This window comes from Novipirellula aureliae (assembly GCF_007860185.1).
Lineage (GTDB): Bacteria > Planctomycetota > Planctomycetia > Pirellulales > Pirellulaceae > Novipirellula_A > Novipirellula_A aureliae.
The window spans coordinates 372893-385888 of record NZ_SJPY01000003.1 but is presented as its reverse complement, the minus strand read 5'-3'; the positions used below and the strand labels follow the sequence as shown (position 1 = coordinate 385888).

Annotated in this window: 13 protein-coding genes and 1 pseudogene; 11 read left to right on the top strand and 3 right to left on the bottom strand. The window is 53.3% G+C overall.

From position 1 onward, the window contains the following. The first annotated feature begins 5 nt into the window (after nt 1-5). The 7 genes from Q31b_RS10780 (at nt 6) to Q31b_RS10750 (ending at nt 6612) form a co-directional block, all read left to right on the top strand. Nucleotides 6-515, top strand: coding sequence for a hypothetical protein (locus Q31b_RS10780; RefSeq protein WP_146599686.1), 510 nt, complete (start codon nt 6-8; stop codon nt 513-515). A gap of 238 nt (nt 516-753) precedes the next feature. After that, the gene (locus tag Q31b_RS10775; protein WP_197171332.1) at nt 754-2037 is read left to right on the top strand and encodes a prepilin peptidase; all 1284 of its coding nucleotides are present in this window, start codon (nt 754-756) and stop codon (nt 2035-2037) included. A 21-nt stretch (nt 2038-2058) separates the two neighbouring features. Beyond that, nucleotides 2059-2727, top strand: coding sequence for a DUF2306 domain-containing protein (locus Q31b_RS10770; RefSeq protein WP_146599685.1), 669 nt, complete (start codon nt 2059-2061; stop codon nt 2725-2727). 81 nt (nt 2728-2808) lie between these two features. Continuing rightward, nucleotides 2809-2988 carry a hypothetical protein gene (locus Q31b_RS10765; protein WP_146599684.1) on the top strand — a complete coding sequence of 60 codons (180 nt, stop codon included), beginning with the start codon at nt 2809-2811 and terminating at the stop codon, nt 2986-2988. Nucleotides 2989-3002: 14 nt separating this feature from the next. After that, nucleotides 3003-4184 carry a DUF1559 domain-containing protein gene (locus Q31b_RS10760; protein WP_146599683.1) on the top strand — a complete coding sequence of 394 codons (1182 nt, stop codon included), beginning with the start codon at nt 3003-3005 and terminating at the stop codon, nt 4182-4184. 538 nt (nt 4185-4722) lie between these two features. Further along, nucleotides 4723-5307: a response regulator gene (locus Q31b_RS10755; RefSeq protein ID WP_197171330.1), complete on the top strand. Its 585-nt coding sequence runs from the start codon at nt 4723-4725 to the stop codon at nt 5305-5307. A 69-nt stretch (nt 5308-5376) separates the two neighbouring features. Next, a complete protein-coding gene (locus Q31b_RS10750) occupies nt 5377-6612 on the top strand; it encodes a sensor histidine kinase (RefSeq protein ID WP_146599681.1) in 1236 nt (411 codons plus the stop codon). Between the two features lie 28 nt (nt 6613-6640). Here the strand turns inward: Q31b_RS10750 and Q31b_RS10745 are convergent, their stop codons facing one another. After that, nucleotides 6641-7045 (bottom strand): hypothetical protein, encoded by a 405-nt coding sequence (locus Q31b_RS10745; RefSeq protein ID WP_231617470.1) that lies wholly within the window; start codon nt 7043-7045, stop codon nt 6641-6643. Here Q31b_RS10745 and Q31b_RS28135 point away from each other — a divergent pair. The 4 genes from Q31b_RS28135 (at nt 7044) to Q31b_RS10730 (ending at nt 11089) form a co-directional block, all read left to right on the top strand. Beyond that, nucleotides 7044-7247: a hypothetical protein gene (locus tag Q31b_RS28135; RefSeq protein ID WP_197171434.1), complete on the top strand. Its 204-nt coding sequence runs from the start codon at nt 7044-7046 to the stop codon at nt 7245-7247. The two genes, Q31b_RS10745 and Q31b_RS28135, sit on opposite strands and share 2 nt — an antisense overlap. Before the next feature lie 34 nt (nt 7248-7281). After that, the gene (locus Q31b_RS10740; protein WP_231617469.1) at nt 7282-8202 is read left to right on the top strand and encodes a diacylglycerol/lipid kinase family protein; all 921 of its coding nucleotides are present in this window, start codon (nt 7282-7284) and stop codon (nt 8200-8202) included. A 43-nt stretch (nt 8203-8245) separates the two neighbouring features. Beyond that, complete coding sequence (locus Q31b_RS10735) at nt 8246-9937, top strand: outer membrane protein assembly factor BamB family protein (RefSeq protein WP_146599679.1); 1692 nt, start codon at nt 8246-8248, stop codon at nt 9935-9937. A gap of 285 nt (nt 9938-10222) precedes the next feature. Next, nucleotides 10223-11089: a hypothetical protein gene (locus Q31b_RS10730; RefSeq protein WP_146599678.1), complete on the top strand. Its 867-nt coding sequence runs from the start codon at nt 10223-10225 to the stop codon at nt 11087-11089. Between the two features lie 4 nt (nt 11090-11093). Here the strand turns inward: Q31b_RS10730 and Q31b_RS10725 are convergent, their stop codons facing one another. Further along, the gene (locus Q31b_RS10725; protein ID WP_146599677.1) at nt 11094-12527 is read right to left on the bottom strand and encodes a DUF58 domain-containing protein; all 1434 of its coding nucleotides are present in this window, start codon (nt 12525-12527) and stop codon (nt 11094-11096) included. A gap of 230 nt (nt 12528-12757) precedes the next feature. Continuing rightward, nucleotides 12758-12916 (bottom strand): annotated as a pseudogene (locus Q31b_RS10720) (aldehyde dehydrogenase family protein); the annotation flags it as partial. Nucleotides 12917-12996 lie beyond the last annotated feature (80 nt).

Below are 12996 nucleotides of genomic sequence, written 5' to 3'. Positions count from 1 at the left end.
TCCTCATGTCACGCTTATTTACCCTCAGTTTGCTTGTCTTTGCCTCTACCGCTTGTTACCACACCGCTGCCGACGCCCATCAACCTAGCGGGCTAAGCCATCCCGTCTATCCACGTATTGACGTCATCGGGCCAGTCGGGAATCGGTTACCGGAATCGTACCGTCGCCGTTACAATCGACCGACGTATGTAGGTGGCAAGATCGCTAACCTCATTGCACCTTCGAGCCAGGAAGCGATCACTTGGGAACACGCGGACCAACGTTGCGACTACGACCATCATCACGGACGCATCGTGCCACAATACTTCTATCCCAAGCCATGGGAAGCATTGCGAGTCGGCGCGAGAACTCCCATCGAGCAAACCGACGCGGACGAGTCGATGGAAGTGGACGAACTGATCGAAATTGAGCCGATGGAAGAAGAATCCTTCATCGCACCCCTGATCGAATCAACCTCGCCGGATGAAATGGAATTGAATCCGTCCAGTTTCCGAGAGTACTTGCAGATTCGTTGAACGAACGGTGAGCGGGAAAGAAAGGGATGTTGCCGTAACCGTGTGCAAATTCTGTTACGATGAGGGTGCGTTCTCGATGATTTCTAATCGGTGTTTTTAAAGGCTTCTGATTTTTTTCCATCAATCAGGCCGGAGGCCGACACAACCAGCCGAATGTGCCGTCCTCGGGGCTAAGAAAACCTGGGAATCGACAGGCTCGTAATCCATTTCAACCCTCACTTTATCCCCAGCAATCATTGTGATCAATTTCTGGATCGGACTACCCATACCATTTCGATTCGTTTTACTAGCGATCCTGGGGATTGTCGGTGGAGCGGTCGCGAATTACGTGATTTACACTTGGTGCTGGTTCCCTCGCCCGATCGATCCTTGGGCCAAGCCTAGCGAAAAAGCTCCGCCTCGGCGACCGATCGATCGAGTTCCCATCTTGGGCTGGTTTACGTTGTCACGTGAATCGTCGCTGCACGGGCGTGGATTCTGGATTCGTCCGCTGTTGATTGAAACGGGTTTAGCAATCGCTTTGCCGCTACTCTATTGGTACGAAACGCAAGTTGGCGGATTGCTACCGCTCGATCAATTGGCTGGTGCCAAAGCGGCTGCTGTATTGACCAGCTTTCAAGGCTGGGGGCATACGATTTTCTTCTGCCATGCGGTGCTGTTGTTTTTAATGGTCGCGGCAACCTTTATCGATTTTGATGAGCAAACGATCCCTGATCAGATCACCATCCCCGGAACCTTGTTTGCACTCGTGTTTGCAGCGCTGACGATCAACGGTTTCATGCCGACAGCGTTTCCCGTCGGCGTCGAACCGAAGCAGTTTTTGCAAACGACTTTTCAAATGCCATGGACGCCGGTCGATCCAAAATGGTGGACCCGCACCGGGTTGATGACCGGGCTATTGATTTGGAGTGGTTGGTGCTTTGCATTGGCCGATCGGCGACTGATTCTGCGCCGTGGAATGGCCAAGGCGATTGAATTCTTTTGTGCTGGATTGGTGCGTCATTCGACCTGGAAATTGCTGCTCGGTATATGGGCCGTTGGCGTGGTCGTGATCTCGATCGTCTACTGCATCGGTGGGTCCAATTGGCTCGGCCTGCTCTCCTCGCTGATTGGTTTGGCGGTTGGCGGAGGCGTGATTTGGGCGATACGAATCATTGCTTCGAGTGCGATGGGAGTCGAAGCGATGGGCTTCGGCGATGTGACACTGATGGCAATGATCGGTGCATTCGTGGGCTGGCAAGCAGCGGTGATCGCGTTCTTTTTGGCACCCTTTGCTGCGATTGCGATCGTACTGTTTCAATACATCGTGACCCGGCAACCGCGAATTCCGTTTGGCCCCTATTTGTGTGCGGGTACCGCCATGACCGTGGTCGGGTGGGACGCGGTGAGCAACCAATGGCTGATGCCAAATCTATCAGCCCTGGGGGCCTTTATCCTTTGGCTGTGCCTGGCAATGTTAGGATTAATGGGAGTCATGTTGTTTGTTTGGCGACACATCAAACAGGCCGTTTTTGCCAGGTAGCTTTGCCGAGTAGCATCAACAATGAAGAATCGCTCCCAAAACGATTGGCTTTTGCGAATCGTTCGGTTCGGAGTTTTTATCTTACTCGTTCGCGTTCTGCTTGGAATCCTATTCGAATACCGGTACTACTTTCCACCCGATTTTAATGCGTCTGCATTTTTGAGTGGCCGCCGCTACACGTTCTTTGGGTTTTACCGAGCAGCCTTTTACGTGCATATTGTGACGAGTCCCTTGGGGATCGTCGTCGCGATGTTCTTGGTGTTTAGCGGAGGACGACAGCGTTACCGTAGGCTTCATCGTTGGCTCGGAAAAGCGTTGGCTGTCCTGGTGATCGGTGCGGTATTGCCAAGTGGTCTATGGATGGCCAGCCAAGCGTACGCAGGAAAGATTGCAGCCGCTGGCTTCGTGGTACAAACCGTGGTTACGGCGATCGCTGTCGGAGCAACCGTTTGGTTTGCGCGTCAGAAACAGTTCGCTGCACACCAGCGTTGGGCGATTCGCAGTTTTCTACTGCTGATCTCACCTTTGATTCTGCGACTGATTTCGGGAACAGCGATCGTGTTGGATTGGGAATCGGATGGGTTCTATCGATTCAATGCATGGGTGAGTTGGATGATTCCTTTACTGATTTATCAAGGCTTTGTCCAAAATCGCTTGCTTGTGAAGCGGCAAAGCGTCAAAATAAGGTGAGAGACGTAGGCTCTCTTCAGGTCGTTTTCCTTCTAAACGACGCCGACCCGGCATCCACCGCTTACCGAAGGTACGATTCGAGTGTTTTTTAAATCATTGTGTACGTCGCTTATCTTGATCGTCTCTCTGACTGCTCTTGTTGGCTGCCAACGGGTGACCCTTGACCGAGTCGATACTGCAAAGGCTGAGTTTTCATCTGTAGAAGACTATGCCGCTTACGACCATGAAATGGAAACGCTTTCCAAGGGGCAACCCGAATAGTTCGAACGAGACAAATCATGCAAAATCAAAAACGGGATGGCTTGACGCTTATCGAACTACTTGTCGTTATCGGCATGATTGGCATCTTGCTCGGGTTATTACTTCCATCGGTCCGAAGTTCAAGGGGAGCCGCTCGCCGCATGAGTTGCTCGAACAACTTCAAACAGATCGGCTTGGCGGTTCATAACTATCACTCTTCGTATGACACGCTGCCGATGCAGATGGGTGGGACATTTGATTTGAACTCGGATTCCGGTGGCACGGCGGCACCCGGCAACAACCGCTATCGGCTTAGCTTCTTGGTAGCGCTGACGCCGTTCTTTGAACAACAACGGCTTTGGGAAACGATCTCGACGCCAGAAGAGATTGGGGATCATCGTGACGGCTTTTCAGCGATGGGTCCTGCTCCTTGGACTCGCGGGTACGATCCATGGCAAACCGAGATCCCGACCCTTCGTTGCCCATCCGATCCGGGGACGGGGCTGCCCGCTCATGGACGCACCAACTACGTCGCTTGCATCGGGGATGCAACGCATTGGCTCAATACGGGTGCCACTCGGTTTAATACCGAAACGTCAACGTGGACGCGCGACCGGCAAGCTCAAGTCGATGTGTCGGGACGAGGGGTTTTCATCCCTCGGCAATCGACCAAATTCAAAGAGATCCTCGACGGTTTGGCAAACACGATCCTGGCGGGTGAGATCGCCACCGATTTAGGGGACCGTGACATTAGCACGATGGCCTCGCTTGCCAATTCGTGGCTGGCGATTCACGAGACACCCCAACTTTGTATGGACGATATCGACCCGACACGCCCACAATTTTGGGGATCCTCGGTGGCAAAAAAACAGAGCTTTGATGATCAGCGACGTGGATTTCGTTGGGCCGATGGTGCTGGGCTTTACACCAGCTTTAATACCATCTTGCCCCCCAATCAAACCCTTTGTTTAGCAGGCGGAGATACAGGGATCGGAATGCTGCCAACCTCGAGTCGGCATCAAGGAGGTACTCACGTCTTGATGGCGGACGGAGCCGTGAAGTTTATCACCGACAGCATCGAAGCAAGTGATTTTGAAGTTGGCACCGTCATGCTTGGTCGGGCTGGGCCAAGGGCACCCGGATCTCAAAGTCCGTATGGGTTGTGGGGAGCCCTAGGGACGCGAGCGGCTGAAGACAGTAAAAAATTCGAATTCTAAGGCAGCTTGAGAAAATAGACGCCTTATGCCGACTCGGCCTCAATCTCATTCGGCTCTCCGAGCGGAACGGGGGCCACCGATTGACTCGGTCCAACGATCGATCCTCAGGCCGAAAACGCTTTCCGCTCGGAGAGCAGAGCGACTTTTCTTACTCTTTTCCACAGCATGAGGGGATTGGGTAACGAAATCCACCTTGACCTGTGCCGGCGATTCGATAGAATCCGTGAATGAGGCAATCTTGGTAAAGCGGGGCGGCTTGGAGCTTCCTGACGCTTATGTTCTTTGCACAGTTTAGTGCGGTAAAGTGCTAGTGCGGTAGAACAGGAAGTTTGCTAATAGAAGGTTGCGGTGATTGTTTGGGTTAGCTATGCAGCGGATTCGCATCGCTAATTCACGATCTTTCTAGCAAATGGTTTGCTAGCAAGAAATCATTGTGGTCTGTCGGTATGGGGAGATCTGTGTTTGACACAGTGATTTTTGTAGTGACAAATTTTACCATTTGGAAAAGGCTAGTCATGCAGGGAGGATGGTTTCTGCCATGACCAATAAAACGGTTTTCACAACAGGCGAAGCGGCCAAGATTTGTAAGGTCAGCCAGCAAACGATCATACGTTGTTTCGACAACGGGTCGCTGAAGGGATTTCGAGTTCCCGGCAGTAAGTTCAGGCGCATTCCGCGTGAACATCTCTATTTGTTTATGCGGGACAATGGAATTCCCACCGATGCTCTTGAATCGGGTAAGAAGAAACTTCTTATCGTCGATGATGACCAAGATTTGGTGGAGTTGATCAGTGATGGATTTGAACGCGATGGACGGTTTGATATTCGCACCGCCAACAACGGTTTCGATGCGGGGATGGGCGTGAAAGAGTTTCGCCCCGATCTAGTGATTCTCGATGTCATGCTTCCCGACATTAACGGGAAAGAAGTATGCCAGCGAGTTCGTAATGATCCGTCGATGGACATGGTCAAGATCTTGTGCATCTCGGGGATGGTGGAACACAGTAAGGTGGACGGTTTGAAGGCAGCGGGGGCGAACGACTTCATGCAAAAGCCGTTTGCCATCGATGATTTAATCATTCGTTCGTGTGATCTATTGGAGATGGAACGAAGCCCAGCCTAGTCGGTTGGGTGCTTTGCTCCATTAGGATCATTTCGCAGATCCAGGTCCGTTCGAAAAGGAAACTTGACGATGCGTTTGCTTCCATGCCTGCGCTTCGACTCGGATCGATGGTGGTTACCACGTTCGGCCCGTACGACCGAATTGCTGATGTTCATTTTGCTCCGCAGTGGTGATCCACTCACCGCGGACGCATCTCTTATTGCTAAAACGGTGGATCAATTTCAACAAGATCCTCCGTTGTTGATCTATGCAGGACTATCCTATCGAGGCTCGCAGAATCGCCCTGTGGAAATTTCAGTTTCCCAGCTGGCGACATGGTTCTGTACAAATGCAGCGGGGTTATTCGCAGAGGGTGATGCGTTTCTCGGTTCACCCAAATTGGATCAATCCCATCTCGATCAATTTCGCGAACTCGACAGCTATTTTCGAACGCTGCGCTGTGAGCGTTGGCTGGAAGCAGCATCATTGTGGCTTGAAGCAACGGGCAAAGCCGTTCCACCGAAATGGTCCGCGCAATGGCCTGTGATCACGTTTGATTCGAACACTCAACATCGGCCTTCGATCGAATCGTGCTCGGATTCTCTTCAGCAACTTGCCCGCAAAATGCAACATTTGCAAAGTTTAGAGCGTTCTTTTGATCGTCGCCTTCACAAGAGCAAATTAGCGGCGTTGAAACAGTTGACTTATGGACTGAGTCATGAAATCAACAATCCGTTGGCCAACATTTCGACGCGGGCTCAGCAGCTACAGCAACAGGAAGACGATCCGTCGAAGCAGCAAACGTTGAGCAGAATCGTCGATCAGGTTTACCGTGCTCATGAGATGATCGCGGACCTAATGTTTTATGCCAATCCGCCAAAAACGAACCTCGAACGCTTTGATGTTTCGGCATTGGTCTTCAGCGTGTCAGCCGAGTTTTCCGAAGAAATCGATCGCTTATCCATTCGGCTTGAAACGGACATCCCCCCCGATGCGACGACCCTGTTGATTGATCCCGAGATGATTGGGGAAGCGATTCGAGTATTGATCCGCAACGCGATTGAAGCGATTGGAAGCGACGGAACGATCGTGGTATCGCTAGTCCGCGAAACCAATTGCACCCTCATTCACGTTGCCGATAGTGGTCCTGGATTGAGCCGGTTGGCTCGAGAGCACGCATTTGATCCGTACTTCAGTGGCCGTGAGGCGGGACGCGGGTTGGGACTTGGCTTATGCCGAGCGTACCGCATTGCGAAACTCCATCACGCTGAAATCACACTTGCAGGCGGCCCGATCGGCTGCGTCGCTACCATTCGCTTGACATAGGCTGAGTACCGCTGGGGCTGGGAGCCTTTTAATTCGTTACGTTTGGCAAAGCGGCCGAGACGGGTAGCTCGAGCCAATTGGTGATCAAAACTCGCTGAATGATCGGCTCTTCGAGATGTTTGCGGATGATGTCCATCAAGCGGTCGCGGATTTGGCGTTGCTCGGGGTCGGAGAGCCACGTCGGATCAACTTGGCGTAGTAGTAATTCCGACTCCTCATGGATTTCCATCGTTCGCTCGGTAATTCGATCTTGACACTTTTGCTTCTTTACCGGATCGACCACAACATGCAAGTGGAATTGATAGACCTTGGATTTGTCCTCGACCGGCTGGAAACGATAGCGGCCCATGTCGATCGTGTTTGTCTCGACCGTTTGTAGGCCGGAAACGCGGCTGCGGACGTAGCCGATAATGGCTGCGTGAAGCGCAACCATGGCAATGATTAAAGTGGCTGCCCAGTATCGACGAACGAAACTCACGGCATTGTCTCTTGGATTATCGGGTAAAGTTTTTTCGAGTAAACTGATTCGAGGCAAAGTGATTCTTCGCCTACAGGCTCTAACGGTCGTAGCGGTCGATCCGGTGCATGATTCGCCTGTTCAATGGGCAACCATCGTAAAGATTTCGGATCATTAAAACGATAGCTTACAAATAAGAGACGAACCAAGCGGTGCCAGAAAAAAACGACCAAAGCCAATCGCAACCATTGCCGGCCCCATCTAGGATCGTCGTTTTAACCAGTCCCAAAGCTGGCAGTGGACGGCACCGGGAATCCTTGCCGCAGCTCCACGAGCGACTTTTCCAGGCGAATTACCAGGTGTTCATTACCGATTCGACATTGGAGTTTCGTGAACGAATCCGGTCATCGAACGCAAACAGCAATCATCCGTCAACCATCGCCGTCGCCGCTGGCGGCGATGGCACGGTCCGTTTGGCGGCTGACTTAACCCCCCCCTCTGTTCCGATGGTGGTCATGCCGTTCGGGACCGAGAACTTGCTGGCCCGGAATTACGGCTACTCACCCCATGCGAACGACACGTTCCACACCATCGTTCACGGGGTCGATCACCAAATGGATGCAGGAAGAGCAAACGGTCGATTGTTCTTGGTGATGGCATCATGTGGTTTTGATGCGGAGGTCGTTCGCGACGTTCATCTCCGACGCCGAGGGCACATCCATCGCCTCAGTTACGCTCGACCGATTTACCGAGCGATTCGAAAATACTCGTTCCCCAAGCTGATGATTACCAGCGACGAAGGACCGGATCGACAAGTCCATTGGGCGATGGCGTTCAACTTACCCTGCTATGCGGCAGGCCTTAAAATCGAACCCGATGCCATCGACAATGATGGCAAACTCGATTTGATTTCGTTCGCAGGGGGTAGCATCGCGAGCGGACTTCGCTACGTCGCTGGCGTGATCACTGGCCGGCATCTACAGTATGCCGATGTCACTCGCGAGCGTTTGACTAGAATCACGATCACCTCCGATCACCGCGTTCCGTATCAACTCGATGGAGATTACGTCGGACGTTTGCCACTGACCATCGAAACGGAGCCTGGACGATTGAAGCTGCGATTGCCAGTATGAGTGAGGCGATTTCAGACCTGCTTTCTCACTCCATCGAATATCCATGTCCACTGAATTACAAAAAAAGAGCGTCCCGTCCTTCCAAACGAAACGACCTCGTCAAGCGATTGTGGCGGCATCCATCGCTGCGATTCTGATCCTGCTGGTTCAATGGGCGGCCCCCCGGTTCGATCATCAAATCGCCAATTTTATCTGTTATGCTATCGCTTTGATCGGCATGGTGGTTGTCGCTTACCGCTTCCACCAGTTTGGTGTTTCGGTGGGCAAACGCTGGTTGGTGCCACTGGTCGCTCTGGCTGGTCTCCTTACCTTTGCCGGGTTGTATCGCTTCGATGGGTTTAGCGGTGAAGTGATGCCCCAGTTCAAGCCTAGGTTTTGGGGTGACGAACGAATGAAGCCGGTTGCAATTCAATGGAACTCGGATGCTGAAACCGTTTCGGCGAGCGTGACGGCGGGGGAGCGAGCGTTGGAATCATCGCTTGGATTCCTGGGCAATGATCGGACAGGCGTGATCGCAAAGCGGCACTTTGCGATCCCCACATCGGCGGCGGACGTCGATGTATTGTGGGATCATGGGATCGGCGAAGGATGGTCAGCGTTTGCAATCGAGGGCGATTCCGCCGTTACCCTCGAGCAACGGGGTGCGACCGAATGTGTCTCCTGCTATCGACTTGGCGATGGCCAGTTAAAGTGGATTGTCGACGCGGAGACGCGTCATGAAAACCCGCTAGGCGGTATTGGCCCTCGTAGCACTCCAACGATTCATGGAAACCGAGTCTATGCTCTTGGCGGCACGGGGCGTTTGTGGTGCTTGGACTTGGAAACGGGTGAGATCCTTTGGCAGGCCGATCTCTTAGAGCTAGCCGGTTGGGACCAGCCGACGTCGGAAGCCGCTATTGTGTGGGGGCGTGCTGCGTCGCCATTATTGGTCGATGACCTTTGCATCGTTCCCTTTGGTGCTCCGTCGGGAGACGGACTGGCTCAGCCATCGGAACTTGCAAAGCGAGGTCGTTCCTTAATTGCACTGGATGCGGAATCAGGCGACGTTCGCTGGGCTGGAGGAACGGACCAGATCAGTTACGCATCACCGGTCGTGATGACTCTCGCAGGAATACGTCAAGTCGTTTCGGTCAATGAATCAAGCGTTTCCGGGCACGAAATTGACGGCGGTGGAGTGCTTTGGTCGTTCGATTGGCCAGGACAATCGAACGCAGCTGCAAATTGCTCATCCGTCGTGCCTGCCGGGGATGACCAATTCATTATCGGTAAAGGTTACGGAGGCGGTAGCGCTTTGGTGCGAGTGACGATGACCGAGGACGGCGATCCGACCCCCTTGGAAGCCGCCGCGATTTGGTCTTCGAGCCGGATTTTAAAAACGAAGTTCACCCATGCATGCGTGCTCGGTGATACTGCCTTCGCACTCAGCGACGGATCGCTTCAGGCGGTTCGGATCGAGGACCGAAAACGGCTGTGGCAGCAACCACGCAGCGATCGATCCGCTCAAGGACAAATCCTCATTTGTGAGGACACGATTGTCGTCCAATCCGAAGCGGGTGAGGTTTTGTTCGTGGATGCCGACCCGGAAACTTATCGAGTTTTGTGCCGGTTGCCTGCGCTCCATTCAAAAACATGGAACATTCCAACGGTCGCAGGACGTCACTTGCTCGTTCGTAACGATCGCGAAGTTGTCTGTTTTCTGCTCCCCGACCGAAATGTCGAATCGACAAACAAGTGAAGAAGAATCGGTCTTGACAATGAATTGCCGCTCGTCCTACGGTCGAATAGGGAAGGCGTTTTTGGCGACAAAACCGACAAATGCTCCTTCTTCGTCAGTTCGAGTTCATTTACGAAGCAAAATTGTCCGAATAAACGAAAGGATATCGTTTATTCTGATAATTCCGGATCGAGGTAGGCAAGGATGCTCCATATATTTTTCACCAATCCAAATGTGCTGCTTAGACGCATACTCATTGCAACATGCGCTACCGTGATTTGCTTGCAACTAGGGTGTCGGAGCAGTATGCGACCGCTAAGTCTGTTCGCTCGGCGTAGTGAGCCGTCCGCCGAAGCACTCGCAGGCACTGGCCCAACGACCACTTACCCCGCACCGCCGAGCGCGTCGGCTACCCCCGAAGCGATCGCGTCGGTCGCAGGCGGCACGGCGGCTCCGAAGAGCATCGCAACGTTGGGGGACCCCACTCAGACAGCTCCAAACCAGATCGCAGGTTTGGATATCTCCCCTGGATATGCGACGACGGCCTCCGCCAACATGGGCGCTGCACAAGCAAACGGTTACAACCCGACGGGCGGATCGACTCCAGCGTCTTATGCAAGCGCGAGTCCATCGGGAGCAACCACGTCAGGTTACCAATTTGGGAAGAAAACGTTTACGCCCAAAACAACCGAGTCGGGACCAAGCTCAAGCAGCATCGCTCAAACCCCAAAGACGTCTGCGAACACGCCTGCGATGCAAACAGCCGCCACCAGCCCGGCATCTGCTGCCGACTACACGACCGCAACCGCATTCGCACCTCCGTCGCTGTCGGATTCGGCAACGTCAAACACGCCCACATCGCCAATGGCTTCCGAGCCTGTCAACTCACCGACCAATTCGGGATTCACTGGCTTCTCGCTACCCGATTCGATGAAAGCCGAGATTGCTGCCCAGTCGCCACCGGCTGCCCAGTCGCCACCGGCTGCCACTCAGCCTGAAACGCACACTGCGGCAACCTTGGGAGCACCAAGTGCCATGCCAACCGATTCCGCCAATGCAACGCCTTCACCCACCACAGCGGGTAGCAACCGCGGCTATGCACCGGGCAGTACTCAGGGAGCAGCTGGCTATCCCGGCAGTGCGAGTAGCGAACAAGGTTCAATCTACCGATAGGGCTCTACAACAAATGCTTCGCTTTGATTTCTAAGTACTGATTCACGAGCGGAGCGGTTAGTTCATCGGGGAATGCATCGACGACAAGGACCCCGCGATGCTCCAAATCCTTCAACACTTGATGACGCCAAAGCAGAATATCCGCGGCGGCAGCCGACCGGTACATCTCGAACGGTTCCTCCGAAGGCGAATCCGCCGCGTCAAACATTTCGCGGTCTCGTAGCAAAACGCCAAGCGGCAGGTGATGTCCCGCTAAGTTAGCCAAGTAGTCTACGACTGCGCCCGCGTTGACTTCATCAATCACGTTGGTGGTCAAAACAACCAACGATCGGCGTTTGCAATGCCCCGACAGATAGAGAAATGCTTGATCGTATCGTGATTCCACCAACCTCGGAAACTGGTCAAAGCCTGCTTGAATGAGCCGGTTCATCTGACTTGTGCCTCCACGAGGCGGGATGTAAGCGTGGATCGTGTCCGAGAAACAGAGCAGACCGACTGAGTCGCCTTGCCTAAGTGCAACATACGACATCATCAAGACCGAGTTGAGGGCGTGATCGAGAAGCGAGTAGCCGTCTCGCTCGTTCGTCATCATCCGGCCACAATCGAGCAAAAAGACAACGCGTTGACTTTGGTCACTTTGGAACTGACGAACCGTTAACTTGTTTCGCCGCGCCGTCGACCGCCAATCAATATGTCGATAATTATCATCACGGCTGTAGTCACGTAACCGCTCAAAATCACTGTCTTGACCGATCCGACGCGTCCGCCGAACGCCAATCAAACTGAGCCGATCCGTACGAGCAAGCAGCGCGTAGTCCGACAATTGCTTCATGTCAGGATAAACATTTAATTGATTGCAAAGCGGTAAACAGAGGTGCCGAACCCACAATTTCAAAGGACTGGTAAAACGCAGATAAACGTTTTCCAGTTCGAATGCACCGCGACGATTGGGCGTCAGTTTACGGTGGGCGGTCATCCGAGCCAAAGGTGGCAAACGCAGCGCATGCTCGGGTGGGGTCCCATTGAAAAACTCTGGCAAATCGTCGCAGACCGCTCCTCGCAACGTCAACAAAGAGCGATTTTCGACCGTCAACTCACTGGCGACCGGAACACCGAGCGAACAAGTGCGCGGCAGATTCCTGGAAACCGTAATGCCTCGATTTGTCGACAAATAGACGAGCAGAAAATCGATTACCGCGACCGTCAATATCGCTCCATCGATCAACCAAACCACCACGATCATCGCTGGGACAAAAACGTTTAACACGCTGCACACCACCGCTGCGCCCAACAAAATAATCCACACTCGAGTCGGATAAATCTTTCCGCGAAGCGCTGCCACAACAAGCGGCAACGCAATCAACCCCAAGATCAACCATGGTAGCTGAGCAAGCCATTGAAATTCGTTCTTAGCGACTTGGTTGATGGTATCGTTCACGATTGGGTGCTGTAAATCGATGTGAACCGACGGTGCTAGCGGGCTGTCGATTTGATCGCTTAACGCTTAGCCGAAGACGTCAGCTTTTCCATAAGCGGTCGCCTATGGCTTGGCGTTAAACAATCAGTCGAGTCAAACCGATTAAATCGACAGCCCGCTAGCCGCGGGTATTTTAATGAAACGTTCGGAACCCGCGGCTAGCGCCGTCGGCTCACTAAGGCGCGGATCGGCTAAAGCCTGGGCTCCAACGACACCGTCTTGTTTTCAGTGTACGCCCGGAAGCCCTCTTCGACCAATTCGCGGTCATGACCACTCATCTTGAAACCACCGAACGGAGCAGCGGCAACAAAGACATCATAACAGTTTACCCAAACCGTTCCCGCCCGAACACGCCTGTCTGGCCCGAACACGCCTGTCCGGCCCGAACACGCCTGTCCGGCCCGAACACGCCTGGCAAAATCATGAGCCG

Excerpts from the sequence above, each read along its gene's own strand:
- Q31b_RS10750 (WP_146599681.1), top strand. The coding sequence starts at position 5,377 with ATGCGTTTGCTTCCATGCCTGCGCTTCGACTCGGATCGATGGTGGTTA.
- Q31b_RS28135 (WP_197171434.1), top strand. The coding sequence starts at position 7,044 with ATGGCAATGATTAAAGTGGCTGCCCAGTATCGACGAACGAAACTCACG.
- Q31b_RS10755 (WP_197171330.1), top strand. The coding sequence starts at position 4,723 with ATGACCAATAAAACGGTTTTCACAACAGGCGAAGCGGCCAAGATTTGT.
- Q31b_RS10745 (WP_231617470.1), bottom strand. The coding sequence starts at position 7,045 with ATGGTTGCGCTTCACGCAGCCATTATCGGCTACGTCCGCAGCCGCGTT.
- Q31b_RS10730 (WP_146599678.1), top strand. The coding sequence starts at position 10,223 with ATGCGACCGCTAAGTCTGTTCGCTCGGCGTAGTGAGCCGTCCGCCGAA.
- Q31b_RS10735 (WP_146599679.1), top strand. The coding sequence starts at position 8,246 with ATGTCCACTGAATTACAAAAAAAGAGCGTCCCGTCCTTCCAAACGAAA.
- Q31b_RS10780 (WP_146599686.1), top strand. The coding sequence starts at position 6 with ATGTCACGCTTATTTACCCTCAGTTTGCTTGTCTTTGCCTCTACCGCT.
- Q31b_RS10770 (WP_146599685.1), top strand. The coding sequence starts at position 2,059 with ATGAAGAATCGCTCCCAAAACGATTGGCTTTTGCGAATCGTTCGGTTC.